At 71.7% G+C, this 25,792-nt stretch carries 22 protein-coding genes and 2 pseudogenes; 11 read left to right on the top strand and 13 right to left on the bottom strand.

The features are described 5' to 3' along the window. The first annotated feature begins 1 nt into the window (after position 1). Positions 2-1,345 carry an ABC transporter substrate-binding protein gene (locus F9278_RS43590; protein ID WP_152173252.1) on the top strand — a complete coding sequence of 448 codons (1,344 nt, stop codon included), beginning with the start codon at positions 2-4 and terminating at the stop codon, positions 1,343-1,345. 14 nt (positions 1,346-1,359) lie between these two features. Beyond that, complete coding sequence (locus F9278_RS43585) at positions 1,360-2,562, top strand: Gfo/Idh/MocA family protein (RefSeq protein ID WP_152173251.1); 1,203 nt, start codon at positions 1,360-1,362, stop codon at positions 2,560-2,562. Positions 2,563-2,602: 40 nt separating this feature from the next. On the opposite strand, the gene F9278_RS43580 is transcribed toward F9278_RS43585, so the two are convergent. Continuing rightward, entirely contained in the window at positions 2,603-3,298 is a 696-nt protein-coding gene (locus tag F9278_RS43580; protein ID WP_152173250.1) for a L,D-transpeptidase family protein, read from the bottom strand. Positions 3,299-3,431: 133 nt separating this feature from the next. On the opposite strand from F9278_RS43580, the gene F9278_RS43575 reads away from it, so the two are divergent. Next, positions 3,432-3,917 carry a carboxymuconolactone decarboxylase family protein gene (locus F9278_RS43575; protein ID WP_152173249.1) on the top strand — a complete coding sequence of 162 codons (486 nt, stop codon included), beginning with the start codon at positions 3,432-3,434 and terminating at the stop codon, positions 3,915-3,917. A gap of 119 nt (positions 3,918-4,036) precedes the next feature. Here the strand turns inward: F9278_RS43575 and F9278_RS43570 are convergent, their stop codons facing one another. The 6 genes from F9278_RS43570 to F9278_RS43545 form a co-directional block, all read right to left on the bottom strand. Next, positions 4,037-4,831: an aminotransferase class IV gene (locus F9278_RS43570; protein WP_152173248.1), complete on the bottom strand. Its 795-nt coding sequence runs from the start codon at positions 4,829-4,831 to the stop codon at positions 4,037-4,039. 61 nt (positions 4,832-4,892) lie between these two features. Continuing rightward, the gene (locus F9278_RS43565; protein WP_152173247.1) at positions 4,893-6,080 is read right to left on the bottom strand and encodes an FAD-dependent monooxygenase; all 1,188 of its coding nucleotides are present in this window, start codon (positions 6,078-6,080) and stop codon (positions 4,893-4,895) included. Next, positions 6,077-7,711, bottom strand: coding sequence for a class I adenylate-forming enzyme family protein (locus F9278_RS43560; RefSeq protein ID WP_152173246.1), 1,635 nt, complete (start codon positions 7,709-7,711; stop codon positions 6,077-6,079). The genes F9278_RS43565 and F9278_RS43560 overlap by 4 nt, the downstream gene beginning before the upstream one ends. Positions 7,712-7,714: 3 nt before the next feature. Further along, on the bottom strand, positions 7,715-9,370 hold the full coding sequence (locus F9278_RS43555) for a benzoate-CoA ligase family protein (protein WP_152173245.1): 1,656 nt from the start codon (positions 9,368-9,370) through the stop codon (positions 7,715-7,717). Next, positions 9,367-11,520: an aminodeoxychorismate synthase component I gene (gene pabB / locus F9278_RS43550; RefSeq protein WP_152173244.1), complete on the bottom strand. Its 2,154-nt coding sequence runs from the start codon at positions 11,518-11,520 to the stop codon at positions 9,367-9,369. The genes F9278_RS43555 and pabB overlap by 4 nt, the downstream gene beginning before the upstream one ends. Before the next feature lie 30 nt (positions 11,521-11,550). Continuing rightward, the gene (locus tag F9278_RS43545) at positions 11,551-12,177 is read right to left on the bottom strand and encodes an antibiotic biosynthesis monooxygenase (protein WP_152173243.1); all 627 of its coding nucleotides are present in this window, start codon (positions 12,175-12,177) and stop codon (positions 11,551-11,553) included. Between the two features lie 191 nt (positions 12,178-12,368). Here F9278_RS43545 and F9278_RS43540 point away from each other — a divergent pair, with 191 nt between their 5' ends. Beyond that, a complete protein-coding gene (locus F9278_RS43540) occupies positions 12,369-13,148 on the top strand; it encodes a DUF3050 domain-containing protein (protein ID WP_193241904.1) in 780 nt (259 codons plus the stop codon). A gap of 14 nt (positions 13,149-13,162) precedes the next feature. On the opposite strand, the gene F9278_RS43535 is transcribed toward F9278_RS43540, so the two are convergent. Beyond that, positions 13,163-13,981, bottom strand: a complete 819-nt coding sequence (locus tag F9278_RS43535) for an SDR family NAD(P)-dependent oxidoreductase (RefSeq protein WP_152173242.1) — start codon at positions 13,979-13,981, stop codon at positions 13,163-13,165. Between the two features lie 73 nt (positions 13,982-14,054). Between F9278_RS43535 and F9278_RS43530 the strand changes: the two genes are divergently transcribed. Beyond that, positions 14,055-14,654 (top strand): hypothetical protein, encoded by a 600-nt coding sequence (locus F9278_RS43530; protein WP_152173241.1) that lies wholly within the window; start codon positions 14,055-14,057, stop codon positions 14,652-14,654. On the opposite strand, the gene F9278_RS43525 is transcribed toward F9278_RS43530, so the two are convergent. The 3 genes from F9278_RS43525 to F9278_RS43515 all read right to left on the bottom strand — a co-directional run bounded on the left by F9278_RS43525 (position 14,645) and on the right by F9278_RS43515 (position 17,556). After that, the gene (locus F9278_RS43525) at positions 14,645-15,559 is read right to left on the bottom strand and encodes an SDR family oxidoreductase (protein ID WP_152173240.1); all 915 of its coding nucleotides are present in this window, start codon (positions 15,557-15,559) and stop codon (positions 14,645-14,647) included. The genes F9278_RS43530 and F9278_RS43525 overlap by 10 nt on opposite strands. A gap of 279 nt (positions 15,560-15,838) precedes the next feature. Continuing rightward, positions 15,839-16,468 (bottom strand): MBL fold metallo-hydrolase, encoded by a 630-nt coding sequence (locus F9278_RS43520; RefSeq protein ID WP_152173239.1) that lies wholly within the window; start codon positions 16,466-16,468, stop codon positions 15,839-15,841. Continuing rightward, a complete protein-coding gene (locus tag F9278_RS43515) occupies positions 16,468-17,556 on the bottom strand; it encodes an S-(hydroxymethyl)mycothiol dehydrogenase (RefSeq protein ID WP_152173238.1) in 1,089 nt (362 codons plus the stop codon). The genes F9278_RS43520 and F9278_RS43515 overlap by 1 nt, the downstream gene beginning before the upstream one ends. A gap of 245 nt (positions 17,557-17,801) precedes the next feature. Between F9278_RS43515 and F9278_RS43510 the strand changes: the two are divergent. After that, positions 17,802-19,344 (top strand): annotated as a pseudogene (locus F9278_RS43510) (MBL fold metallo-hydrolase). A 55-nt stretch (positions 19,345-19,399) separates the two neighbouring features. Then, a pseudogene (locus F9278_RS43505) lies at positions 19,400-20,226 on the top strand (sulfite exporter TauE/SafE family protein). Between the two features lie 27 nt (positions 20,227-20,253). Here F9278_RS43505 and F9278_RS43500 read toward each other — a convergent pair. After that, positions 20,254-20,541, bottom strand: coding sequence for a metal-sensitive transcriptional regulator (locus F9278_RS43500; RefSeq protein ID WP_086756759.1), 288 nt, complete (start codon positions 20,539-20,541; stop codon positions 20,254-20,256). A 58-nt stretch (positions 20,542-20,599) separates the two neighbouring features. On the opposite strand from F9278_RS43500, the gene F9278_RS43495 reads away from it, so the two are divergent. After that, positions 20,600-21,214, top strand: coding sequence for a rhodanese-like domain-containing protein (locus F9278_RS43495; RefSeq protein WP_152174502.1), 615 nt, complete (start codon positions 20,600-20,602; stop codon positions 21,212-21,214). Between the two features lie 9 nt (positions 21,215-21,223). Here the strand turns inward: F9278_RS43495 and F9278_RS43490 are convergent, their stop codons facing one another. Continuing rightward, positions 21,224-21,802 (bottom strand): transketolase, encoded by a 579-nt coding sequence (locus F9278_RS43490; RefSeq protein ID WP_152173237.1) that lies wholly within the window; start codon positions 21,800-21,802, stop codon positions 21,224-21,226. A gap of 287 nt (positions 21,803-22,089) precedes the next feature. Here F9278_RS43490 and F9278_RS43485 point away from each other — a divergent pair, with 287 nt between their 5' ends. From F9278_RS43485 to F9278_RS43475, 3 genes are read left to right on the top strand one after another with little or no spacing between them, the layout of a single operon-like run. Beyond that, positions 22,090-22,860 carry an isopentenyl transferase family protein gene (locus tag F9278_RS43485; RefSeq protein ID WP_152173236.1) on the top strand — a complete coding sequence of 257 codons (771 nt, stop codon included), beginning with the start codon at positions 22,090-22,092 and terminating at the stop codon, positions 22,858-22,860. Continuing rightward, complete coding sequence (locus F9278_RS43480) at positions 22,857-24,215, top strand: FAD-binding protein (RefSeq protein ID WP_226967193.1); 1,359 nt, start codon at positions 22,857-22,859, stop codon at positions 24,213-24,215. Before F9278_RS43485 ends, F9278_RS43480 begins: the two co-directional genes overlap by 4 nt. Then, a complete protein-coding gene (locus tag F9278_RS43475) occupies positions 24,212-25,720 on the top strand; it encodes a TIGR00730 family Rossman fold protein (protein WP_226967192.1) in 1,509 nt (502 codons plus the stop codon). Before F9278_RS43480 ends, F9278_RS43475 begins: the two co-directional genes overlap by 4 nt. Positions 25,721-25,792: the final 72 nt, after the last annotated feature.

Genomic DNA, 25,792 nt, shown 5'->3' with positions numbered 1-25,792 from the left:
GATGCGACTTCGTACGCTGACCGCATGGGCCGGGGCGCTGACGCTGTCCCTGGTGACCGGCTGCGCCCAGGGCGACGGCACCGGGGCGTCCTCGAACACGGTGACGTACTGGCTGTGGGACGCCAACCAGGTGCCCGCCTACCAGGCCTGCGCCAAGGGGTTCGCGAAGGAGAACCCCGGACTGAAGGTGAGGATCACCCAGTTGGGGTGGAGCGACTACTGGACCAAGCTCACCGCCGGGTTCATCGCGGGCACCCAGCCGGACGTGTTCACCGACCACATCCAGAAGTTCGGCCAGTTCGCCGACCTCCAGGTCCTCGAACCGCTGGACGACCTGGGCATCGACGAGTCCGACTACCAACCGGGGCTGGCCGCCAACTGGATCGGCCAGGACGGCCACCGCTACGGCGCCCCCAAGGACTGGGACACCGTGGGGCTCTTCTACAACAAGGCGATGGTGAAGGACGCGGGTCTCACCGCCGGCGAGCTGAACGGCCTGTCCTGGAACCCCGAGGACGGCGGCACCTTCGAGAAGGCCGTCGCCCACCTCACCGTCGACGACAAGGGCAGGCGCGGCGACGAGCCCGGCTTCGACAAGGACAACGTCAAGGTGTACGGCCTGGCCAGCAACGGCGGCGGCTACGCCGACGGGCAGACCCAGTGGAGCCCCTTCGCCGGGTCGGCGGGCTGGAGCTACACCGACAAGGCCCGCTGGGGCACGAAGTACCAGTACGACAGCGCGACCTTCCAGTCCGTGATCGAGTGGTACTTCGGGCTGGCGGAGAAGGGCTACATGGTTCCCTTCGCCGACTACAACGTCCAGTCCAACCAGGCCAACACCCAGATCGCCGCGGGCAAGGCCGCCGTCACCTTCGACGGTGCCTGGATGATCTCCACCTACGCCGGTTTCAAGGGGATGGAGATCGGCTCCGCCGTCACTCCGGCCGGGCCGAGCGGCAGGCGCGCCACCATGATGAACGGCCTCGCCGACTCCATCACCAAGGCGTCCAAGAACAAGGCGGGCGCCCGGAAGTGGGTGGCGTATCTGGCCTCCGACGCCTGCCAGACCGTGGTCGGCCGGTACGGGGTCGTCTTCCCCGCCACCCCGGCCGGCACCGAGGCCGCCGTCGCCGCGTACGAGAAGAAGGGCCTCGATGTGTCGGCCTTCACCGAACCGGTCGCCGACAAGCGGGACTTCCGGACCTTCTCGTACCCGATCACCAACTACGCGGCGGACGTCACCGCGCTCATGCAGCCCGCGATGGAGGACATCTACGGCAACGGGGCACCGGTGAGCGGCCTCGACGAGACCAACGACCAGATCAACCTGATTCTCGACCAGTGAAGGACATTTCATCCATGACGTTCTCCCTCGGCATCGTCGGCGCCGGCCAGTTCTCCGGCCAGTTCGCCACGCTGTTCCAGGCGCACCCGGGCGTCGGTGACGTCTACGTCACCGATCTGCTGCCCGAGCGGGCGGAGGAGCTCGTGGCCGCCCAGGGGTTGGCCGGCACCTTCCCGTCGTACGAGGCGATGCTGGAGTCACCGGCCGTCGACGCGGTCGCGATCTTCACCCAGCGCTGGACGCACGGGCCGCTGGTGCTCCAGGGCCTCTCGGCCGGCAAGCACGTCTACTCCGCGGTGCCCATGGCGATCACCGCCGACGAGATCGCGGCGATCATCGACGCGGTCCGGGCGACCGGGCTGACGTACATGATGGGTGAGACGAGTCAGTACAACCCGGCGACCGTGCACGCCCGGAACCAGATTGCCGAAGGGGCGTTCGGGCGGATCTTCTACGCCGAGGGCGACTACGTCCACGACATGGATCTGGGGTTCTACGAGGCGTACCAGTACAGCGGCGGCGAGGAGTGGAAGGCGACCGCCAGCTATCCCCCGCTGCTGTACCCGACGCACTCGGTGGGCGGGGTGCTCGGCGCCTGGCAGACGCACGCGGTCAGCGTGTCCGCGATCGGCGTCGTGGACGAGCGCGGGGACGGGGTGTTCGACAAGGAGGTCAGCCAGTTCGGCAACGACTTCTCCAACGCGACCGCGCTGTTCGAGGTGGCGGGCGGCGGTTCGTTCCGGACGAACGAGTTCCGGCGGGTCGGCTACCCCTCACAGATCCGGGAGTCGCGGTTCCGCTTCTTCGGTACGGACGCCAGCATGGAGCAGCTCGCCACGGTCGCGTTCTGGCAGGACAAGAAGGGGGTCGAGGACATCAGTGAACTCCTGGAGCCCAAGCCCACCCTGTCCCCCGACCACCCCTCGCTCCAGCACATCGCGCCGGATCTGCGGGCCGCCTTCACCTCCGGGTCGGCGCCGGTGCACGACCGGTCGCGGCTGCCGCGGGAGTTCGACGAACTGCACAACGGGCACGAGGGCAGCCACCACTTCCTGGTGGACGACTTCGTGACCGCCGTGAACACCCGGACGCTGCCCTCGGTGAACGCCTGGGTGGCGGCCCGCTACACCCTGCCGGGCATCGTCGCGCACGAGTCCGCGCGGCAGGGCGGGGTACGGCTGGAGATCCCGGACTTCGGGGACGCGCCCCAGGCGTGACGTTTCGCCACGGTCGTCGGGCCGGGCTCCTGGCTGTCCGTCAGGTGCCCGGCTTGCGGCCGTACACGAAGACGTCGTCGCCCGTCTTCAGCAGCGACCAGTACTTCTTGGCGTCGGTCTTGGTCATGTTGGTGCAGCCGTGGGAGCCGGGCGGGTTCCACATGCTGACGCCGACGGAGTGGAAGGCCTGGCCTCCGTCGAAGAACTGGGCGTAGGGCATGGGCACGTGGTAGATCGACGACACGTGGTCGATGTTCCGCCAGTAGATCTTCTTCAGGCCGGTGCGGGTCTCGTAGCCGTCGCGGCCGGTGCGGACCGGGACGGGCCCGTAGACGAGCTTGTTGCCGTCCTGGATCCAGCTCAGCTGGAGCGTGAGGTTCACACAGGCGATACGGCCCTTGTTCGTGGGGCACTTGCCGGCCTTGTTGGGGTTCTTGCCCACGGCCTTCTGCTTGTTCATCAGGTCCATCACGCCCCAGGTGACGGATCCCGCGTAGCCGATGTTCGGCGTGATGCCGTGCTTGGTCTGGAAGGCCTTGATCGCCTTGCAGTCGGCGGCGGACTGCTTGCCGTCGACCGGCCGGCCGAGGAACTTCTCCACCTGCTTCTGGTACGGGCCCGTCGACGTCGTACAACTCGCCGCCTGCGCGGGCGTGATGCCCATCGCGAGTGTGAGCGGTGTGAGCAGTCCGGTGACGGTGAGTCCGACTGCGGCTCTTCTGCCTATGTCCCCCATGGCGGGCCTTTCCCTTCACGCGTTTCGCTGGTCCTGCCTGCCTAGACAGATGTTCGGGCGCAACGGTTGTGGGCGGGCCCGGGTCGAGACGAAACAGTTACACAGCCGGGAATTCGGATATAGAGTTCTCCCCATGAGCAACAGCGATTCCCCCTCTCGTGTGGCCCTCAAGAAAATCACCCCCGATGTGTCCGGAGCGATGGGCGCCCTGCACGGCGCCGCCGTTTCCGCGGCCCGGGACGCGAAGGTCGAGCCCGAGATCCTCGAACTGATACGCATTCGCGCGTCGCAGATCAACGGCTGCGCGTTCTGCCTGGACATGCACACCAAGGACGCCCGCGCGCAGGGCGAGACCGAGCAGCGGATCTACGCCCTCAGCGCCTGGCGCGAGACCCCCTTCTTCACCGTCCGCGAGCGCGCCGCCCTGGCGTTGACCGAGGCCGTGACGCTGGTCACCGACGGTCATGTGCCCGACGAGGTCTACGCCGAGGCGGCGGAGGTGTTCGACGAGGAGCAGGTCGCGGCGCTGATCTGGGCGGCCACCGTGATCAACGCGTACAACCGGATCGCCATCGCGACCCGGATGGTCCCGGGCGCTTACCAGCCCGCTCAGAAGTAGCCCGAGCACCCTGGAAGCACCTCGGCGACATATTCCAGAATAATTCAGTAACGACTTTTGGCGCCGGGCCGATTTCCTTTCGGCCCGGCGCTTTCGCGCGTCTCTGTATCGCTGTGAATTCAGTGGTCCGGCAGGGGATCCATGAGATCGTCCAGCCATTTCCGCCATTCCGGGGCGTGGAGGGCCGGTCCCGGGGTCATCGGACGCCCGGTCCAGGCGGCGACCGGGCGGATGCCGTGGAGGGCGTTGACGAGCCACACCTCGCGGCCGTCCAACTCGGCCAGGGAGCGCTCGCGGTGGGCGAGCCGGACGCCGGTGCGGGCGGCCCGCTCCTGGACGAGGGCCATGGTCACCCCGGGGAGCACGGGCAGTCGGGGCGGCGGCAGACAGAGCGTGTCGTCCTCCCACCAGAAGAGGCTGGAGTTGGCGGCCTCCAGCACCAGACCGGAGGGCGCGATGAGCACGGCCTCGTCGGCGTCGGCGCCGCACGCCCGTCGGCGCACCCGGGCCAGGGCGTCCAGGTCCGGGCCCTTGCGGCGGGGCACGGTACGCGGGTCGGGCTGGCCGGCCGCCCACACCCGGACGTCGGCCGTGATGGTCGGCGCGGGCCGCAGCAGGAGCCGCAACTCCAGGGAGCCCGCCGCGAGTTCGACGCGGGGGAACCACTCCCCCGTGCGCGGCAGGGCGCGGGTCATGTCCTGCCAGAAGTCGACGACGTGCCCGAGGGGCGGTGCGCCGCACTCGCCGCAGGACCGCAGGAACCGCTCGCGGTGCCGGTCGAAGGCGCGCACCCGTCCGTCGCGCAGCAGCCATGAGTCCGCGACGAGAAGGCGTCCGCCCTGGGCCTCGCCGCGGACGAGGCCGTGTTCGGGGGACCAGGTCGACAGACCTTCCGCGATGGCGGGTTGTGTCACTCGGTGCTCCTGTCGGTCTTGCGGTCCCATGGCCGCTGCCGGTCGCCCGGCTGCCGCTGGTTCAGTACTTGCGGCCCACGACGGCCGGGGCGCCGTTCCGGGGGCCGTACGGCGCGTGCTCCAGCCAGGCGCCGCAGCGGGGCACCACGGGGGCGAGGGCCGCCGCCGCCCGCTGCTTGACGCGGACGATACGGCGCCGGGGCCGCAGATGGTCCAGGGCCGTGCCGGCGGCGGCGCTGTTGAACAGGCCCGCCGAGCGCCGGATCCCGGCGAAGGAGTCGACGGCCTCGGGGGTGCCGTCGGCGATCGCGCGGGCCGCGGCGACCGCGTCGGCGATACCGCTGTTCATGCCGCGCGCCCCGAACGGCGGGAAGAGATGGGCGGCTTCACCGGCCAGCAGCACCCGGCGGTGCGGGTCGGTGAACGCGGCGGCGACCTTGCGCAGGAAGCGATAGGTCGACACCCACAGGACGCGCTCGCCGTAGCCGTCGCCGACGACCCGAGGGAGCCAGCGCCGTACGGCCTCCCGGGTGCCGAACTCCTCCGTGGCGTCGTCGTCTTGGCACTGCAGGTCCAGTTGGAAGCCTCCGGTGAACGGCACCCGCATGACACTGCGACCGCCGAGCGCCGGGTGTTCGTAGTGGAAGACCCGTTCCAGGGGCAGTTCGGCGCCGGGGATGTCGGCGATGTCGGCGACGACGTGGAAGCCCTCGCCGTGGGTGCCCTCCAGCGGGATGCCCAGTTCCCGTCGTACGGCCGAGCGGGCGCCGTCGGCGGCGACGGCGTGGGTGGCCCTCCAGGTGCGGCCGTCCTCGGCGGTGAGGGTCACCCCGTCCGGGTCGGTCCGTACACCGCTGATCCGGGCGTCCCACACGAACTCCACGCCGGCGTCCCGGCAGGCGTCGAGCAGGAAGCGCTCGGTGTCGACCTGGCGGAGGCTGGTGAAGGGCGGGGTGCCGGTGGGCGGCGGGAAGGTGCGGGCGTACACCTCGCGTCCCCGGTACAGGGTGCGCTTGGTGTGCCAGGTCCGGCCGTACGCGGCGATCTTCACCGCGAGTCCCGGGTGGGCCTCCTCCAGGAGTTCCAGGGTCTCGCGGTGCACGAACAGGGCGCGGCTGCCGGGGCGTTCACGGCCCTCGGGGTCGGCTTCGAGCAGGGTGACGGGGAGGTCGTGGGCGCGCAGGGCGAGGGCGGCGGAGAGGCCCACGGGGCCGGCGCCCACGACGAGAACGGGGACGGGGGTGGTCATGCGCGGGTGCTCTCGGTGAGCATGCGGGTGATCTCGACCCGCTTGACCTTCCAGGTGGAGGTCATCGGCAGTTCCTCGAACCGCCATTGGCGGGGCTCCGCCATGGCCGGCAGATCGGCGGTGGCCTCGTGCCAGCGGCCCAGGTCGAGCGGGCGTTCGCCGCGTACGCAGACCACGGGGACGGGTTCGCGGTCGACGCCGGGGACGATGACGACCTCGCGCAGCTCCTCCAGCCGGGACATCAGGGTGTCCTCGACCTCCAGGTTGCTGTGCACGGAGTCGATCTGGTCGATCTCGCGGTCGATGAGGTAGAGGGCGCCCCAGCGGCTCTGGTAGCCCATGTCGCCCATCTGCCACCAGCCGCTGTCGAGTTGGCGCAGATAGCGCTCGCGGGCGCCGAGGTAGGTGAGGATGCGGCCCCGGGTGCGGGCCTCGATCCGCCCGGCGGTGCCGGGGGCGACCTTCCGTCCGGCGTCGTCGGCGACGCGGACGCGGGTGAAGCCGGGGATGCCGATGCCGACCCGGCGGCCGTCGGCGCGGGCGGCGCTGCGGCGGGTGAACCACTGGAAGGCGACCGGTCCGGTCTCGCTCTGCCCGTACAGCTGGATCAGCCACGGCGAGCGCCGCTTCGACGCGTCCAGCAGCCGCTGCACGGTACGCGGGTGGATGGCGTCGAAGGTCGAGCCGTACGAGCGGACGCGGGACAGCGGTGCTCCGGGCGCGTCGGCCAACTCCTCCCACAGGACGAAGGTGTTGGGGTGGGTCTCGACGATGCCGGGGCGGTGGCGCGCCAGCAGCGGGCCCACGTTCGAGGGTTCCGGGTCGATGATCAGGACCAGCGGGCTGCCGAAGTGCAGCAGGACGCCGAGCAGATGGTAGAAGCGCGAGTGCACGAACGACATGTGCAGCGCGGCGGTCTCGCCCCGGGTGGGCCAGCCCATCGCCTTCTGCGGGACGAGCCGGTTCCACATGGTGTTCGGGCAGTGCACGGCCAGCTTGGGCAGGCCGGTGGTGCCGGAGCTGTGGGTGATCAGGGAGGGGTCGCGGGGGTGGAGGCGGACGGCCGCCGGGGTGGGGGCGCCCGCGTACTTCTGGAGGGGTTCGGCGCCGGGGGCGTCGTCGACGGAGAGGGTGCCGCGGACGAGGCCGGCGAGGTCGACGCCCTTCAGGGTGCCTTCGAGCTTGGCCCGGTCGGTGATCAGCCAGGGCCGGTGGAGGCGTTCGAGGAGCCGTCCGACCACCGGGCCCGCGAGGCCGGGCGACAGCAGCACGGGGACGGCGCCGATACGGGAGACCGCGCAGGTCAGCAGGACGATGTCGACGTTGTCGGTCTTGTGGACGACCACCTCCTCGGAGGGGCGCACGCCCGCTTCCCACAGTCGGCCGGAGAGTTCGTCGACCACGTCGGCGAGGGCCGTGTAGGAGAGGTCCGTCCCGAGGTCGGGGTTGACGTCGAGGGGCCGGTCCAGGGTGACGAAGACCCGGCCGTGGCGGTCGGCGGCCTCTCTGAGCATCGAGCCCAGATAGAAGCCGCGGCCGGCCAGAGCGGACACGGGGGCGGACGGCCGGTCGGCCTGGAGCTGGTCGCGCATGGGACCGGGCCTTTCTGCGGGGACGAGAGTGTCGGCCATGGCTCACCACGCCCCTTGGCGGACGAGGTGGCGGCGGAGCTTGCCGGTCGCGGTGCGGGGCAGCGTGGGGACGAAGCTGACGCTGCGGGGGACCTTGAAGGCGGCGAGCCGGTCCCGGGCCATGCGGATCAGTTCCGCCTCCAGGCCCACCCCGATCGGCGGGACGGGGACGACGAAGGCCCGCAGCCTGCTGGCGCCGCGCTCGTCGGTGACGGCGGCCACGGCGACGTCCCTGACCCCGGGGTGGGTGCGCAGCAGTGCCTCCACCTCCAGCGGGGAGACGGTGATGCCGCCGACCATCTCCATGTCGTCGGCGCGGCCCAGATGCCGGTAGCTGCCGTCGGGTTCGCGGACGGCCCGGTCCCGGGTGTTGAGCCAGCCGCCGACGAGGGTGCGCTCGTCCTCCTCGGGCCGGTTGAGATAGCCGGGCGTCACCGTCGGGCCGCGGACCCAGAGTTCACCCGTCTCGCCGTCCGCGACCTGGACGCCCGCGCGGTCGCGGAGTTCGATCTCGAAGCCGGGGACGGGCCGGCCGACCGTACCGGGGTGGTTGTGGTCGAAGCTGTTGGCGCAAAAGGCGTGTCCGGCCTCGGTGGAGCCGATCTGCTCCAGGACGGGCGCGCCGAGCAGTTCGGTGACCTGCTTGCCGAGTCCGGCGGGCATGCCCTCGCCGGCCGACACCGCCGCGCGCACCGAGGCGAAGCAGTCCTCGTGGCCGCCGCCCGCCCGGTCGGCGACGAGCGCGGCGTACGCCGACGGCACCGAGTAGAGCAGGGTCACCCGGTGCCGGGCGACGAGTTCGTCGACCGCCGCGGGGGTGGGACGGCGGTCGGCGAGGACTGCGGCGGAGCCGGAGAAGAGCGGGAAGACGAGGGCGTTGCCGAAGCCGTAGGCGAAGTACAGCCGGGAGACGGAGAGTGTGACGTCGTCCGGGGTGATGCGGAGCAGTCTGCGGCCGATGAGGTCGTGGTACGTCTTGGGGTCGCCGTGGACGTGGACGACGCCCTTGGGGTGGCCGGTCGTTCCCGAGGTGTACTGGATGTAGAGGGGGGTGTGGGCGTCGACGGGGTGGGCCCGTTCCCTGGGCGTGGCTGTGGTGCTCAGGGCCATCAGTTGGTCGGAACCGAGGCGCGGCGCTTGCTCGGCCGTCTTGACGGTGCGGCTGGTCCGTGGCTGGTCGCGCCCACGCGGCGGAGCCGCAGATGTCACAGCCCCGCGCCCCTTTCGGGGCGCGGGTATACCCGCCGAACCGTAAGTGGCCAGCCCGGGTCCCGTCACCCACAGGACCGCGTTCGTGTCCTCCGCCATGAACTGGAGTTCCGGCGGGGTGAGTTCGGGGTTGACCAGGACGGCGACCGCGCCGAGGCGGGCCAGGGCGAGGAACGTGGTGACCCAGGTGACGGAGTCCGGGAGGGCGAGCACGACGCGGTCGCCGGGGCGGACTCCGTGGTCGGCGAGGACGGTGGCGGTGCGGGCCGCCAGGTCGTGGATCTCGCCGTGGGAGTGGGCCCGGTGGCCCTGGTGGAAGGCGGGGCGGTCGCTCCAGCCTCGGCGTGCGGCGAGGGCGGCGAGATGGGCCGCGAGGTTGCCGGGGGCGCCGGCGTCGGCCGGGAGCCGGGTGGGCCGGCCCGTCGTCGTGATCGTCGTCGTGATCGTCATCGCGTCGGCTCCTCGGTGACGGCCGGGGCGGTGGCGTGCTCCCGGTGGGCCCGCATCTGTGCCGCCGTCTTCAGCAGCATCTCGTCGTACTCGGCGGCCGGATCGGAGTCGAGGACGATCGCGCCGCCCGCGCCCAGATGCATACGGCCGCCCTGGAACACGGCGGTACGGATGACGATGTTGAGGTCCGCGCCGCCGCTGCACCCGAGGTAGCCGAGGGCTCCCGAGTACACGCCTCTGGCCTCGGTCTCCAGCGAGTCGATGATCTCCATGGTGCGGAGCTTGGGCGCGCCGGTCATCGAGCCCCCGGGGAAGCAGGCCCGGACGCAGTCGACCGCGTCGGTGCCCTCTCGCAGCCTGCCCTCGACCGTGGAGACCAGCTGGTGCACGGTGGCGTAGGTCTCGGTGGCCATGAGGCGGGTGACCTTCACGGTGCCGGTCCGGGAGACCCGGCCGAGGTCGTTGCGGAGCAGGTCGACGATCATCAGGTTCTCGGCGCGGGTCTTGGCGTCCGCGGCGAGTTCGTCGCGCAGCCGGTCGTCCTCCTCCGGGGTCTCGCCGCGGGGAGCGGTGCCCTTGATGGGCTTGGCCTCGGCGACGCCGTCGCGGGTGATCCGCAGGAAGCGCTCGGGGGACGAGCCCGCGATGTCGAGGTCGCCGAACCTGAGGAACGCGGCGTACGGGGCCGGGTTGGTCCGGCGCAGCACCCGGTAGAAGTCGTACGGGTCGTACGGAGCGGGTAACCGGGCCGCGTTGGTCAGGCAGATCTCGTAGCTCGTGCCCGCGTTCAGTTCCGCCTTGCAGGCGTCGATGTCGGCGAGGTAGGTGGCGCGGTCGCGGACGAGCCAGGGCTCGGCGGCGCGCGGGTAGGGCTGCGAGGCCGACCGGAGGGGGACCGTGGCGTCGGAGGAGACGAAGGTCAGCTGGGCCAGCGCGGTGTCGAGCCAGTCGCCGGCCTCACGGGACGCGGCCGGGGTGTCCTCGGACAGGCAGACGGCGTAGGTGTGGCCCTCTTGGTGGTCCACGGCGATCAGGCGGTCCGCGAACAGCCAGGCGGCGTCCGGGGTCTCGGCCTTGTGCCGGTTGGGGGAGCCGGTGTCGGCCTTGAGTTCGTAGCCGAAGTAGCCGACGTAGCCGCCGGTGAAGTCGAAGGGCAGGCCGGTCGCGTCGACCTTGCGGCCGGCCAGCTGCCGCTTCAGATAGTCGAAGACGCTCGCCCGGACGCGGCGGGTGGGCCGTCCCTCCCGCTCGATCTCGCACTGGCCGCTGTCGACGTCGTAGCGGACGACCTCGGCGAGCGGGCCGCTGCCGTCGCCGAAGAACGAGAACCGGGAGAGGCCCGGCTCGACGCGGGAGCTGTCCAGCCAGAACGCGTGCGGCGCGTCGGCGTACATACGGGTGAAGGCGGCCTCGGCGTCCACGGCGCCGGCGATACGGCGGGTGTGCAGCCGGTAGGCCGGTCCCGGGGGGCGCCGGGGGCGGGGGATCGCGCCGGGGAGCGAGGTCGCCTCGGTGTGGCGGGTACCGGCGACGGAGGCGACCGCGGTGTTCTTGGTGCGCGGGCTGCCGGCCCGTTCCGCCGTGAGGTTGCGGAAGTTGACCAGCAGGCGGTGACCGTGGTCGGTGAGGATCGACTCGGGGTGGAACTGGACGCCCCACAGCGGCCGTTCGCGGTGACGCAGGCCCATGAGGACGCCGTCCTCGGACCAGGCCGTGGCCTCCAGGGTCGACGGCAGCGGCTCGCGCACGGACAACGAGTGGTAGCGGACGACCGAGAAGTTCTGCGGCAGGCCCCGGAACAGGTCACGGCCGTCGTGCCGGACCGTGGACAGATGTCCGTGCCGGGGCCACGGGGCGGGCTCGACGTCGGCCCGCTCCCCCACCGCGATGCCCTGATGGCCCAGGCAGACGCCCAGGACGGGGATCTCGGCCTCGGCGATCAGCCGGGCGGCGATACCGAAGTCACGCGGTTCCGAGGGGTGGCCGGGTCCCGGCGACACCACCACGTTGTCGCATTCCCGCAGCTCCGGAATGGCGTCGTCCGCAGCGTCGTTGAGCACGACGACCGGCTCCTCGCCGTTGACCTCGGCGATCAGCTGGAACAGGTTGTACGTGTACGAATCATAATTGTCGATGAGCAGGGTCTTCACCCGCCCACCCCCCTCTGATCGCTCTCGGACCTAGGCGGTCCGTCGTTTGTGCCGGCCGCGCAGCGCCTGCAGCGGCGGATACAGCCATTTCTTCAGGAATCGCTGGAGTCTCGGCATGAGGATCCAGGTGACGATGGCTGTCACGGACAGACACAGCAGAAGTGTACGGAAAAGCGGATTCAGGTCGTTGAGATAGGGAAGAATCGCCAGGTTGAATAAGAGCACGGGCGGGAAGACCGCGCTCATATTCACCAACCACAGTTTCCATTTCGGGGGTGGCCCCGGAGGTCCGGCCGGCGCCGGGGTCCGGGAGGTCTGGGAATCGAACCAGGCCCTCGAACCCGTGATGCTCCGACGTCCGGTCTCCTGGGCCAGACCGTCGGCGCGGGCCGACCACTGCGCCCAGACCACGGAGTTCTCCCAGGTCCGAGCCGAATCCTCGCTGTCGAAGCGGTAGACCACATGCCACTCAGCCTCTCCGTCGACAAGTACGCCACCCCCCAGAAAGCCCGGCTGCCGCGCACTCGTACGCAGCACGGCCCACCCCCAGGAATGGAAGTCGGCCTCGCGCCCCGGCACCACGTGGTACGCGAGGGTGACGGTAACGGGATTCCTGCTCACGACGTCGAATACGGGAGGAACCAAGGCCCCGTTCAAATCTCAACGAACTTTTTCGAGGTGTCCGGATCGTGCGTTTATGACGGACTTTCAGATGCCTTGACGCCTTTCGTCGAGTATTACGGCTGGGTAACTTTCGGTAATTCTGGGAAGCTGTTGCCGGGGCAAGCGGAACAGGCGCACCATCGCCAACAGAATCCGGGGGAATTGCACGAAAGTGAAGGAGAGTCATGTCCAGGTACGACTGGGATATGAACCACGAGGGAATCGACCGGGCGCGCTCCGCGATCGAGCCCGTACGGAAAGAAGTCACCGCGCACCCGATCTATCAGCGCATCGACAGCCGCGCCGATATGGCGGTGTTCATGGAGCACCATGCCTTCGCGGTGTGGGACTTCATGTCCCTCCTCAAGTCCCTTCAGCGGGATCTGACATGTGTGGACGTCCCCTGGGTGCCGCGCGGGTCCGAGGTCAGCCGGCGGCTCATCAACGACATCGTGCTCGTCGAGGAGAGCGACGAGCTGAACGGCGGGTTCACCAGTCACTTCGAGTTGTACCGGTCGGGCATGGGCGAGGCCGGGGCGGACACCTCCCGGCTCGACTCCTTCCTCGGGCTCGTCGGCGAGGGGCACGAGGTGTCGGCGGCGCTGCGGGTCGCCCAGGTGCCCGGTCCGGCCGCCGAGTTCGTCCGGACGACCTTCGGGATCATCGGGGAGCGGCCGTTGCACTGCCGGGCGGCGGCGTTCGCGTTCAGCCGGGAGGACCTGATCCCGGACATGTTCGACCAGGTGATCAAGAAGGAGGGGACGGAGCGGTTCCCGTTGTTCTGCGACTATCTCGCGCGGCACATCGAGGTGGACGGCGAGGAGCACACGCCGATGGCGATGGCGATGGTGGCGGATCTGTGCGGTGGGGTGGAGGGGCGGTGGGAGGAGGCCGTGGAGACGGCGGTGCTGGCTCTGGAGGCACGGGCTCGGTTCTGGGACGGGATTGTGGCCGCGATGGGGTGAGCGGCCCCGCGCCCCTACCGGGGCACGTCCCCTTCCACCTCCCGCCAGGCCCGTGCCGCCCTGTCGAACGATGTGTTGACGGCCAGTAGGCCGCCGTCCACGCGGAGGGTCGTGCCGGTGATCCAGGACGCGTCCCTGGAGGCCAGGAAGGCCACCGCCGCCGCGATGTCGGTCGGCTCGCCCACACGGCCGAGGGGGTAGATCTCGGCGAGATCGTCGAGGTGGGACTCGCGGCCCGCCCAGCCGGGGGTGCGGATCGTGCCGGGGGCGACCAGGTTGACGCGGACACCACGGGGCGCGGCATCGCTCGCGAGGGTGCGGGTGAGGGAGGTGAGACCGGCTTTGGCGGCGCTGTAGGCGTGGTTGCCGAAGGCCTGGAGGCCGTTGACGGAGCCGATGTTGACGATGGCGCCGCGCCCCGAGGCCACCAGATGCGGCAGGGCCGCGCGGGAGCAGCGGAACGCGCTGGTCAGGGTGAGGTCGAGGTCGCGGGCCCAGGTCTCGTCCGTGGTGTCCTCGAAGAGCGGTGTGTCCGGGGTGCAGCCGAAGGCGTTGTTGACCAGGACGTCGAGGGAGCCGAGGGTCGTCACCGTGTGCGCGACCGCCGCCTCCACGGACTCCCGGTCCCCGACGTCGCACCGGTACGCCTCGGCGGCCAGCCCCTCTCCCCGCAGCTCCGTCACCGTGCGCTCGGCCGCCGCGAGGTCCACGTCGGTGACGAGCACTTGGGCGCCCTCCCCGGCCAGCCGCCGGGCCGTCGCCGCGCCGATCCCGCGCGCCGCGCCCGTGATGAGAACCCCGTACCCCTCGAAGCGTGCCGTCGCATCATGCATACGGCAGAACGTACTGCGCCGCCGATCACCGGGACAGATGCGGCGCGATCTTCGCCCCCGCTACCGTCTGGTCATGTCGACGTTCATCCAGCAACTCCCGGCCCTGCTCGGTGTGGTGATAGGCGCGTTCGGCTCGTACCTGGTGGTGATGCGGGGCGAACAGGTGCGGTTCCGCCGTGAGCGGGCGACCCGTTGGGAGGAGCGGCGGCTCGCGGTGTACGCCGACTGGGCACAGGCCCTGAAGCAGTCGATCACGCTGACCTACCGGGTCGCCTCCCATCTCGGCAACGACCCGCATCCCCACCCGCTGTCGCCGGAGAAGGCCGCGCCCCTGATGGCGGAGGCGACGGCCGCCCGGGACCCCTCCGGCGAGGCTCTGCTGCTGCTCGGCAGTCCCGAGGTGGTGGAGAAGGCCCGGGTCTGGGTCGTCACGGTGATGCGGATGGAGGAGTTCCTGCGGGCCGGGACGCGGGACCCGGGGGCCTGGCAGGTGTTGCTGGAGCGGCAGCGCGCCGGGCGGGAGGCGTACTACACCGCCGTACGGGAGGACCTCGCCCTGCCGCCCGGCCACGGGGCGCGTTGGCAGCTGCCGCCCGCCCCGACGACGGGGCTCACCCCTCCGCACGCACCTCCGCACGCACCTCCGTCGGCGCCGCCGTCGGTTCAGCGGTAGCCGGTGGTGTCCGCCGGCTTGCCCGCGTCCTGGACCTCGACGAGGTAGCGCCAGGCGTCCGGGCGGCTGCCGTCGAGGTCGGTGAAGCCGTAGGTCCGGGCGAGGGAGCCGCTGGAGAGGGAGTCGCCGTTGAAGCGGGCGACCTCGGGGTCGGCGGCGAGGGCGGCGACGGCCCGGCCGACGTACCGGGGTGTCTCCGAGATGGCGAAGTGGGGGACGCGGTCGAGGGCGTCGCGCCAGGTGTCCTCGGTGACGCCGAACCCTTCGAGCATCATCTCCGAGCGCAGCCAGCCGGGGGTGAGCGCGACGGCGGTGGCGCCGCGCGGGCCCAGCTCGTGGCCGAGGGCGAACGCCATGCGCAGGACGGAGGACTTGGCGAGGTCGTAGAAGAAGGTGGCCCGGTAGTGGGCCGCGTTGTACTCGGCCGTGCCGTCCGTCATCTCCACGACCAGGCCGCCGGGCCGGCGCAGCAGCAGGGGCAGGGCGAAGTGGCTGGTGATGGCGTGGGTCTCGACGGCGAGGCGCAGCAGCCGCAGGCCGTTGTCGAGGTCGTGCTCCCAGACGGGGCTCTCCCACTCGAACAGTTTCTCGCCGCCCCAGATGTCGTTGACGAGGATGTCGAGCCTGCCCTGCTCCTCGCTGATCCGGTCCACCAGGGTCCGGACCTGGGCCGGTTCGAGATGGTCGGTGGGTACGGCGATGCCGTGGCCGCCCGCCTCGGTGACCAGGTCGGCGGTGTCCTCCAGGGTCTCCGGGCGGTCGTACTCGGATCGTCGTTCGCGGGTGGAGCGGCCGGTGACGTAGACCGTCGCCCCGGCGGCGCCGAGTTCCACGGCGATTCCGCGGCCGGCGCCTCGGGTTGCTCCGGCGACGAGTGCGACCTTGTTGTTGAGCGGCTTCGACATGTCCGGTCTCCTCTGTGTACGGGTGCCACCTTGGTGGACGCGGGGTCCGTCGCGGTGGCTTCGACACGAGGGTGTCGTGGAAGGCGGACATCTTCTGTCGGGTTTTCTCGGGGGGCGCCCAAGGACTCGGTCGGGTGCGTGGTCGGGCGGCTGCGGGTTCGTCGTGGCCTGTCGCGCCCACGCGGCGGAGCCGCATATTGATACAGCCCCGCGCCCCTTCAGGGCTGAGCCCGGCTGCCATGCCTTCGCGGCAGCCGGGCTCGACGGGTTCATGCGTGCTCAGTGACCGCGCGCGATCCACTCCTCCAGCTGCGGGGCCTCCGCCCCGATCGTCGTGCCGTCGCCGTGGCCCGTGCGGACGATCGTGTCGGGCGGGAGGGCGAGGAGGCGGTCGCGGATGGAGTCGATGATGGTCGGGAAGTGGGAGTAGGAGCGACCGGTGGCTCCCGGGCCGCCGGCGAAGAGGGTGTCGCCGGTGAAGACCGTGCCGAGGCCCGGGTCGTACAGGCAGACGGCACCCGGTGCGTGGCCGGGCGTGTGCAGGACGGTCAGGTCGGCACCGGCGGCCTCGATGACCTGGCCGTCGGCCAGCCAGTGGTCCGGGAGGCGGTCCGGGTGGGTCTGCTTCCACAGCGGCAGGTCGTCCGGGTGGAGCCAGATCGGCGCGCCGGTGCGCTCGGCGAGGGCGGGCGCGGCGTCGATGTGGTCGTTGTGGGCGTGGGTGCAGACGATGGCCGACAGCCGGCGCTCGCCCACGGCCTCGGCGATGGCGTCGGCGTCATGGGCGGCGTCGATGACGATCACCTCGTGGTCGTCACCGACGAGCCAGACGTTGTTGTCGACGTCCCAGGTGCCGCCGTCGAGGCTGAACGTGCCCGAGGTGACGAGGTGTTCGATGCGCGCGGCCATCAGAGGACCACCACCGAGCGCAGGACGTCGCCGCCGTGCATCCGCTCGAACGCCTTCTCCACGTCGTCGAGTCCGATGGTCTCGGTGACGAACGCCTCCAGGTCCAGGCGGCCCTGGAGATAGAGGTTGATCAGCATGGGGAAGTCGCGGGAGGGCAGGCAGTCGCCGTACCAGGAGGACTTGAGGGAGCCGCCGCGGCCGAAGACGTCCAGGAGGGGGAGTTCGAGCTTCATCTCCGGGGTGGGCACGCCGACGAGGACGACCGTGCCGGCCAGGTCGCGGGCGTAGAACGCCTGCTTGTACGTCTCCGGGCGGCCCACCGCCTCGATGACGACGTCGGCGCCGAAGCCGCCGGTCAGCTCGCGGATCGCCTCGACGGGGTCGGTGTCCTTGGAGTTGACCGTGTGGGTGGCGCCGATGCTCTTGGCGGTGGTCAGCTTCCGGTCGTCGATGTCCACGGCGATGATCTTCTCGGCGCCGGCCAGCCGGGACCCGGCGATCGCCGCGTCGCCGACACCGCCGCAGCCGATCACGGCGACCGAGTCGCCCCGGCCGACGTTGCCGGTGTTGATCGCGGCGCCGATGCCCGCCATGACGCCGCAGCCCAGCAGTCCGGCGACGGCGGGCGCGGCGGCCGGGTCGACCTTGGTGCACTGTCCGGCGGCGACGAGCGTCTTCTCCGCGAACGCGCCGATGCCCAGCGCCGGGGACAGTTCCTGACCGGTCGAGGCGAGGGTCATCTTCTGGGTGGCGTTGTGCGTGCTGAAGCAGTACCAGGGGCGCCCGCGTCGACAGGCCCGGCAGTTGCCGCACACCGCACGCCAGTTGAGGATCACGAAGTCGCCGGGGGCGACGTCCGTGACCCCGGCGCCGACCGACTCCACCACACCGGCGGCCTCATGGCCGAGCAGGAAGGGGAAGTCGTCGTTGATGCCGCCCTGCTTGTAGTGCAGATCGGTGTGGCACACCCCGCACGCCTGCACCTTCACCACGGCCTCCCCCGGCCCCGGGTCGGGTACGACGATCGTCTCGATCCGCACCGGTTCGTTCTTGCCCGGTGCGATCACGCCGCGTACTTCCTGCGCCATGGTGAACCCTTCCGTCGATCCGAGATGGGGCGGTCGCCCGCCCATGGTCACCCTACGGAGTGACCAGCGGGTAGGGCCTCCCGGGTGGGCGGAACCGTGGCCGAAAAGGTCGCCCGGAACACCTGTGCGCGGGACTGTTCCCGCCCGCCGACCCACAGCGCCTGGATACCCCCCTGGGTATCTCTGCTACGGTTGCCCATATACCCCCGGGGGTAATTTGAGCGAGCTAGGAGAGGAGCGCTGCCATGTACTTCGTCGACACCATCGAGGTGCCGGGGCTGGGCAACCGGGGCTATCTGGCGGGTGGCCCGAGCGGCGCCGCGGCGGTCGATCCGCCGCGTGACATCGACCGGGTGATCGCGGCAGCCGCCCGGCGGGGCGCGCGGATCGCGTACGTCGTCGAGACGCACGTCCACAACGACTACGTCGCCGGCGGGCTGGAACTCGCCCGGCTGACCGGTGCCGCCTATCCGGTGCCCGCCGGGGCGCGGGTCGCCTACGAGCGGGTGCCGGCGCACGACGGCGACACGGTGGAGATCGACGCGGAGCTGACGCTGCGCGCGATCGCCACGCCGGGGCACACCCCGCACCACATGGCGTACGTGCTGGAGGAGAGCGGTGTGGCGGTGGCCGCGTTCACCGGTGGGTCGCTGCTGATCGGCACGGTCGGGCGGCCGGATCTCGTCGAGCCCCGGCTCACGGGCGAGCCGGCCCGCGCCCAGCACGCGTCGGCGCACCGGCCGGCCGAGACGCTGCCGGAGGAGACGGCCGTTCTGCCCACGCACGGCTCGGGAGCTTCTGTTCCGCCGGGCGGTCCGCGAGCGACACGTCGACGATCGGGCGGGAGCGGGTCGGCAACGAGGCCCTGGTCAAGGACGCGGACACGTTCGTCGCGGAGCTGCTGGCGGCGCTCGACGACGTACCGGCGTACTACGCGCGCATGGGTCCCGCCAACGCGGAAGGGCCGGCGCCGGTGGATCTGACACCGCCCGCCCCGGCCGGTGCCGAGGAGATCGCCGCGCGGCTGGCGGCGGGCGAGTGGGTGGTGGATCTGCGCCACCGGGTGGCGTTCGCCGAGGGGCATGTCGCCGGGGCGGTGAACTTCGAGACGGCGGGGCGGCTCGCCACCTGTCTGGCCTGGCTGCTGCCGTGGGGCAAGCCGGTGACACTGCTCGCCGACTCCCCCGGACAACTGGCCTACGCACAGCGTGAGTTGGTACGCGTCGGCATCGACCGTCCGGCCGCGGCGACCACCGGCTCCCCCGCCGACTGGCTGCGCGAGGGTGAGCGCCCGCGGTCCTTCCCGCGCGGCACCTTCGCCGATCTTGCCGAGGCACGTGCCGCCGAGGGCCCCCGGGCGGCAAGGCCGTGATCCTCGACGTCCGCCGCACCGCCGAACGCGCCGCCGCCGGGCACCTGGCCGGGTCGGTGCACATTCCGGTCCACCAACTCCGCGACCGGCTCGGCGAGATACCCGACGGCACGGTGTGGGTTCACTGTGCCGGGGGCATGCGTGCCGCCATCGCCGCGTCCCTGCTGGACGCGGCCGGCCGTTCCGTCGTCGCCGTGGACGACGGCTTCGCCTCGGCGACGACCGCCGGCCTGCCCATGGCCGGCACCGAGACCACGACCGAGACCACGACCGACATCAAGACCGAGACCAACGCCAAGACCAAGGCGACACCGGGCTCCGCGCCGGGCGTCGCACCCACCACGGACGCGGCCCTCGCCGCCTTCGCGCCCGCTTCCACCCCCGCCGGTGTCGCCAGCGGTGTCCCGGCCCGGTGAGCGCGCTCGTTCTCGCCCTGCTCGCCGGGGGCGTGATCGGGCTGTCGCTGGGGGCGTGATCGGGCTGTCGCTGGGGGCGCTGGGCGGCGGTGGCAGTGTGCTCGCCGTGCCCGCGCTGGTCTATCTGCTCGGGTTCGGTCCGGCCACGGCGGCCACGGCGGCCACGGCGGCCACGGCGAGTCTGGTGATCGTGACGGTCACCTCGGCGACCGGGCTGGCCGCGCATCTACGGGCCGGTACGGTCCGGCTGCGCGGCGGGGCACTGTTCGCGGCGGCGGGACTGGTGCCCGCGGCTCTCGGCGGGGCACTGTTCGCGGCGGCGGGACTGGTGCCCGCGGCTCTCGGCGGGGCACTGTTCGCGGCGGCGGGACTGGTGCCCGCGGCTCTCGGCGGGGCGCTGTCGGCACGGTTGCCGGGCACGCTGCCGACCGGGACCTTCGCCCTGGTCGCGGGGCTGGCCGCCTACCGGATGCTGCGCCCCTCGGGGACACGGCGGGCGGAGTCGACGGTACGGCCGGGCCGGGTCGCCCTGTCCGGCGCGGGGCTCGGCGGGGTCACCGGGATCCTCGGGGTGGGTGGCGGCTTCCTCGCCGTACCGGCCCTGGTGAACGTCGTGGGCCTGCGGATGCGGGACGCCGTCGGCACCAGCCTGCTGGTCATCACCGTGAACTCGTACCCGCGCCCGCCGGCCGGACCGGCGCCGCCGAGGGGCTCGACTGGGCGGTGGTCGCCCCCTTCGCCGGGGCGGCGATCCTCGGCGCCTGGGACGGCCGGCGGCTGGCCGACAAGGTCTCCGGGGACACCCTCCGGCGGATCTTCGCCTGGGTACTGCTGGCCGTGGCCGCGTCCATGCTGGTCGACACGGTCACCTCGCTCGGCTGAGCCACGGCCCCAGGCCGAGAGCGCCCCTCATGCCAGCGACAGGAACAGCTTCTCCAGTCGCGCCCGCATCTGCTCGTTCGTCTCGCCGTTCCGCCCGTCCTTCTCGGCGTCGGTGAGGCACTGCTGCAGCCCGGTGGCGATGATCGCGAAACCCGCCCGGTCCAGGGCACGGGAGGCGGCGGCGAGCTGGGTGACGACGTCCTCGCAGTCCCGCCCCTCCTCGATCATCCTGATCACTCCGGAGATCTGCCCCTGGGCCCTCCGCAGCCGGTTGAGCACCGACTTCAGCTCATCGCCTTCGAACTGCAGCTCCACGACCACTCCACTCCTCTACATACCCTTGGGGGTATTTTACCGCCCCCCGCAGGAAAGGATCGCAGGCCACGATGTCCTCCACTCCCCCGCTCCTCAGCTCCTCGGCGTCGACCAGGTCCGCGCCCGGCTGTCCGAGCTGACCGTCGTCGATGTCCGCACCCCCGGCGAGTACGCCTCCGGCCATGTCCCCGGCGCCGTGAACATCCCCCTCGACCAGCCGGAGCGCGCGCTGCCCGTCCTCAAGGAGTCTCGGTCCGACGCCGAGCCGCTGATCGTCTGCCGGTCGGGCGCCCGCTCGGCGAAGGCCTGCGCGTTCCTCACCGAGCACGGCGTCACGGCGGCGGATCTCGCCGGCGGTACGCACGCCTGGGCGGCCGGTGGCCATGAGCTGCACCGCCCGTCCGGCGGGGCGCGGGCCGGCTGGGACATGGAGCGGCAGGTGCGGTTCACCGCCGGTGCGCTCGTCCTCGTCGGGCTGGGCCTCGGACTGCCGTACCCGGCCTGGCAGTTGCTCTCGGCCGGGGTCGCGGGCGGCCTCGTCCTCTCGGCGGTCACCGACACCTGCGGCATGGCGGCGATCCTGAGCAGACTGCCGCACAACCGCCCGCGCCCCGCGGATCTCGACGCCCCGCTCGCCACCCTCGCCGCGCCCGGGGCGCCCGGGGCGCGGTAGCCGCTCCCGTCAGCGCATGAACTCCCGCACGGCCTGGGCGATCACCTTCTCGTCCAGGCCGTCGGCGTCGCCCAGGGCCAGCAGGCGGTGCGGTACATGGACGAGGGTCTCGGCGACACGGCCGGCCGAGGTGCCTGGCAGGCAGGGCTCGACGAGGACGACGTCGGCGTGGTCGGCGGCGAGGACGGCCGTGCGCAGACCGATCTCGTCGAAGGGGCGGATCGTGGTGGCGTAGAGGACGGCGAGGTCGAGTCCGGTGGTGGCGCGCAGCACGGGATCGAGGGCGGCGCCCACGGCGAGGACGACACCGTCGAGGCCCGGCCGGACGAGCCGGAAGCCGCCCGCGGTGTCGTGCGGGGAGGCGTTGGAGCGGGCCGAGACATGGATGTACGCGTGTTCCCCGTGGGCGACGGCGGCCGTGACCGCGTGGCGCACCTCGTCGGGGTGGCCGGGCACGTGCACGGTCCAGCCGGGGGTGACGGCGTACCGGTTGAGCTCGTCCACGGCCCCGTGGCCGACGAGCACGGCGCCCTCCGCGCGCTGCTCGGGGAGAGTCTCGGTGAGCGCGAGAAGCATGTCGTTCCGCATGGCACGGCCCTTCTGTGAAGGAATTTTTTCGGACAGTGGAAACATGAGAAACGGGTGAGGAACAACGCCCGGCCAAAGGAACCCACGGCCCTCTTATAGCGCGCCCTATCTTGCGGAATCCAACCTTCCGCACACCGGAATTCAACCTTTAACGAAGCGAGAGGAAAGTAGCCATCTCTTTGCCTTGTCGAGGCGTACTTCTGGTGTTTGCGCGGACCGGTCCTGCGTAACTTGATGTTGATCAACTCTCTCGTGCAAGCTCCGGAACCAGGAGGCGGCACCCAGCCATGGCCGACAGCGGAACACCCTCCGAGGCACCACCCTTCGTCCACCTCATCGCCGGGCCGACCGGCGTCGGGAAGAGCGCGGCGGCCACGGATCTGGCCCGGGTGACCGGCGCCCCAGTCGTCGTCGCGGACCGACTGCAGTGCTTCACGGACCTGGCCACCACCAGCGCCCGCGCGGGCGCGGCGGTACCGGGCGTGCACCGGTACTGGCTGGGCGACCGGACGGTGGCCGACGGTGACCTGTGTGCGGCGGAGGCGACGGACGCGCTGGTCAGAACGGTGGACGAGCTGGGCGCCCGGCATCGGTTCGTGATCGTCGAGGGCGGTTCGATCTCCCTGCTGCGGGAGCTGTCCGCCCGCCGGGACGATCTGGGCTGGCGGCTGAGCGTACGGCTGCTGCCGGTCCCCGAGCGTGCCGAGTACGTCGCCGCGCTCACCCGTCGGGCCCGGGTGATGCTCGCCCCTCCGGCCCCCGAGCGGGGACTGCTCGACGAACTCGCCACGCTCTGGCAAGATCCACATCATCGCTGGTTCGCGGCGTCCGTCAACGGCTTCGAGGCCGTCCTGGAATGCTGCGCGAAATATTCACTGAATCTGGAGACGCTCCACAAACGGAATCTTCCCGAACACATCCTGGCGCGCATGGCCGGTCTGATCGCCGAGCGGCACGCCGAGCACGGATTCCTGCAGCACCGGGTCTTCGCCGAGATTTTCGAAACCCCGATTTCCGGGAACGGCTTCGACCTCGGATCCCTGGAGCGCGCGGCATGACGGGAATCGGTATGACGGGAATATCCGGTCCTGTTTCACGGCCGGACGTCGACGCGTGTCTCGCGCGGGCCTCGGACGATTTCGGTCACATCGTCACGTCCCGACCGCTGAGCGTCCACACCCCCCGCTCGACCGCCGAGATCCAGGACGTCCTGGCGCACGCGACCGCGCGCCGGCTGCCGGTGTCGGCGCGCGGCGGCGGCTACGCGCTCTACGGGCAGGGGCAGGTGGACGGCGGCTGTGTCGTCGACATGGGCGCGCTGAACGAGGTCCGCTGTCTGCCGGACGAAGGACTGCTGGTCGCCGGGGCGGGCGCGCTGTGGAGCGATGTCGTCCGGGTCGCCCTCGCCGAGGGGCTGACCCCGCCGGTGCTCCCCGACCATCTCGGCGGCAGTGTCGGCGGGGTGCTCGTCACCGGTGGCTTCGGCGGCGCCAGCCACCGCCACGGTGTGGTCGCCGACCAGGTGCGCGAACTGGACGTCGTCACCGGCGCCGGGGAGGCGGTCACCTGCTCCCGCGAGCGGCACCGGGACCTGTTCCACGCCGTCCTCGCGGGCCTCGGCCAGTGCGCGCTGATCGTCCGCGCCACCCTCCGGCTGGTGCCCGCGCCCACCCTCGTGCGCCGCTACCGCCTCTACCACCAGGACCCGGCGACGTACTTCGCCGATCAGCGCCGGCTCGCCCGGGACGACCGCTTCAGCCATGTCTCCGGTCAGGCCCGGCCTGCCGTGGGCGGCACCTGGGAGTACGTGGTCGAGGCGGTCGCCCCGCACGCGGGCCGACTGCCGCCCGACGACGCCCTGTTGATCGGCGGGCTGGCCCACGACCACGACATCGAGGAGATCGAGGACCTCGGGTACGCGGAGTACCTGCGTCGGCCCGACCGCGACGAGCGGCTGCTGCGGGTCACCGGCGAGTGGACGCGTCCGCATCCCTGGCTGACGCTGCTGCTGCCGGAGGAGGCCGCCGCGTCCTTCGTCCCGGCCGTGCTCGCCGACCCGGCCCAGCACGGGCTGCGCACCTGCGGGGCGGTCCAGCTCCGCCCCCTCGACGGCGCCGCCCTGCGCGCCCCGCTGCTGCGCCGGCCCAGGGGCGAACGGCTCTGCCTGCTCTCGCTGATGCGCACGGCACCGCCGGGGGACCCGGACGGTGTACGGCGGTTGGTGGCCGCCAACCGGGCGGTCCACGAGCGGGCCCGGGAGGTGGGCGGGGTGCTGTACCCGGCCAGTGCGGTGCCGATGGCGCCGGAGGACTGGCGGGCGCACTTCGGGCACGCGTACGAGGGGCTCGCGCGGGCCAAGGCGCAGTACGACCCGTACGGGATCCTCACCCGGGGGTACGCACTGTGGCGGTGACCGGGGTGACCGTGTTCTGCGGGGCCTCGTCCGGCCGTCGTCCGGAGCATCTGCGGGCCGCCGCCGAGCTGGGGGCGGCGCTCGCCGGGGCCGGGCTCCGGGTGGTCTACGGGGGTGCCCGTACCGGGCTGATGGGCGCGGTCGCCGACGCGGCGCTGGCGGCCGGGGGCGCGGTGACCGGGGTGATCCCGCGCCGGATGCTGCCGTACGAGATCGCGCATCCCGGGCTCACCGAGCTTCAGGTGGTGGGCGATCTCCATGAACGCAAGGCGCGGATGGCCGAGTCGGGCGACGCGTTCGTGGCGCTGCCCGGGGGTCTGGGCACGGCGGAGGAACTGTTCGAGGCGCTGGCGTGGGCGCAGCTGCGCATCCACCGCAAGCCGTGCCTCCTCCTCGACCCGACGGGCTTCTACCGTCCGCTGCTGGCCTTCCTCCGGCATGCCCACGACGAGGGTTTCCTGCACCCCGGGGACCTGGAACGGATCGTGGTGTGCGGGTCGGCGCGGGACGTGGTGGAGCGGCTGACGGCCCCACCGGCGGCGGTCCCGGCCGTCCCCGCGGCGCCGGAGCTGGGCCGGACGGCGTTCCTGTTCTCCGGCGGTGGTTCGCAGCGGCCGGGCATGGGACGCGAACCGTACGCGTCCTTCCCGGTGTTCGCGGAGGCCCTCGACGAGGTCTGCGCGGCCCTGGACCCGTATCTGGACGTACCGCTGCGGGATGTGATGTTCGCCGAGGCAGGTACGCGGACGGCCGCGCTGCTCGACCGGATCGCCTTCGCCAACCCGGCGGTCTTCGCGCTCCAGGTCGCGCAGTACCGCCTGCTGCGGAGCCGGGACCTGCGGCCGGACGTGCTGTTCGGGTACTCGGCGGGGCGGATGGCCGCCGCCCACGCCGCCGGGGTCTTCTCCCTCGCCGACGCCTGCCGGGCGGTGGGCACGCTGTCCCGGCTCATGGGGGCGGTCGCCACCCCGGGGGCGATGGCGGCGCTGGAGGTCGCCCCGGACGAGCTGGAGCCGGCGCCCGGGGTGGTGGTCGCGGCGGTCAACGGCCCCCGGGCGCTGGTCGTCTCGGGCGACCGGGACGCGGTGACGGCCGTCCACGACCGCTGGGCGGACCGGGGCCGCCGGACCCGGCTGCTGCGGGTGGACCTGGCCGCCCACTCGCCGCACCTCGATCCGCTCCTGGACGCCTACCGCGAGGTACTGCGGACCATGGAGCTGCGGCCCCCGCACACCCCGCTGATCTCCGACGTCACGGCGAGGCCCGTCGAGGCCGAGGCGGCCGAACCGGAGTTCTGGGTACGGGAGTTGCGTGATCCGGTGCGGTTCTCGGACGCGGTCGACCTGCTGCGCCGGGACTGCGTGGACACCTATCTCGAACTGGGTCCGGGCGAGGTCCTGGCGCGGATGCTCGACGAGTATCCGGATCCCGCCGCCGACGGTAGGGGCAGGGCACCGGCCGTACTCGCCGTCGCCCGGGACCGGAGGGTGCTGCTGGGCGGTTGAAAGTCGTTCCCGGTGCTCCGGGGGTCCGACGTAGGCTGAAGCTCCGCGCCCCGTCCCCACTCCCCGACCGAT

It is taken from the genome of Streptomyces phaeolivaceus (genome assembly GCF_009184865.1).
Classification (GTDB): domain Bacteria; phylum Actinomycetota; class Actinomycetes; order Streptomycetales; family Streptomycetaceae; genus Streptomyces; species Streptomyces phaeolivaceus.
Note: the sequence above shows the minus strand (reverse complement) of the source record. Positions and strands in the feature narration are given on the sequence as shown.

Coding starts and splice junctions, on each gene's coding strand:
- F9278_RS43590 (WP_152173252.1), top strand. CDS start 2: ATGCGACTTCGTACGCTGACCGCATGGGCCGGGGCGCTGACGCTGTCC.
- F9278_RS43585 (WP_152173251.1), top strand. CDS start 1,360: ATGACGTTCTCCCTCGGCATCGTCGGCGCCGGCCAGTTCTCCGGCCAG.
- F9278_RS43580 (WP_152173250.1), bottom strand. CDS start 3,298: ATGGGGGACATAGGCAGAAGAGCCGCAGTCGGACTCACCGTCACCGGA.
- F9278_RS43575 (WP_152173249.1), top strand. CDS start 3,432: ATGAGCAACAGCGATTCCCCCTCTCGTGTGGCCCTCAAGAAAATCACC.
- F9278_RS43565 (WP_152173247.1), bottom strand. CDS start 6,080: ATGACCACCCCCGTCCCCGTTCTCGTCGTGGGCGCCGGCCCCGTGGGC.
- F9278_RS43560 (WP_152173246.1), bottom strand. CDS start 7,711: ATGGCCGACACTCTCGTCCCCGCAGAAAGGCCCGGTCCCATGCGCGAC.
- F9278_RS43555 (WP_152173245.1), bottom strand. CDS start 9,370: ATGACGATCACGACGACGATCACGACGACGGGCCGGCCCACCCGGCTC.
- F9278_RS43540 (WP_193241904.1), top strand. CDS start 12,369: ATGTCCAGGTACGACTGGGATATGAACCACGAGGGAATCGACCGGGCG.
- F9278_RS43535 (WP_152173242.1), bottom strand. CDS start 13,981: ATGCATGATGCGACGGCACGCTTCGAGGGGTACGGGGTTCTCATCACG.
- F9278_RS43530 (WP_152173241.1), top strand. CDS start 14,055: ATGTCGACGTTCATCCAGCAACTCCCGGCCCTGCTCGGTGTGGTGATA.
- F9278_RS43525 (WP_152173240.1), bottom strand. CDS start 15,559: ATGTCGAAGCCGCTCAACAACAAGGTCGCACTCGTCGCCGGAGCAACC.
- F9278_RS43520 (WP_152173239.1), bottom strand. CDS start 16,468: ATGGCCGCGCGCATCGAACACCTCGTCACCTCGGGCACGTTCAGCCTC.
- F9278_RS43515 (WP_152173238.1), bottom strand. CDS start 17,556: ATGGCGCAGGAAGTACGCGGCGTGATCGCACCGGGCAAGAACGAACCG.
- F9278_RS43490 (WP_152173237.1), bottom strand. CDS start 21,802: ATGCGGAACGACATGCTTCTCGCGCTCACCGAGACTCTCCCCGAGCAG.
- F9278_RS43485 (WP_152173236.1), top strand. CDS start 22,090: ATGGCCGACAGCGGAACACCCTCCGAGGCACCACCCTTCGTCCACCTC.
- F9278_RS43480 (WP_226967193.1), top strand. CDS start 22,857: ATGACGGGAATCGGTATGACGGGAATATCCGGTCCTGTTTCACGGCCG.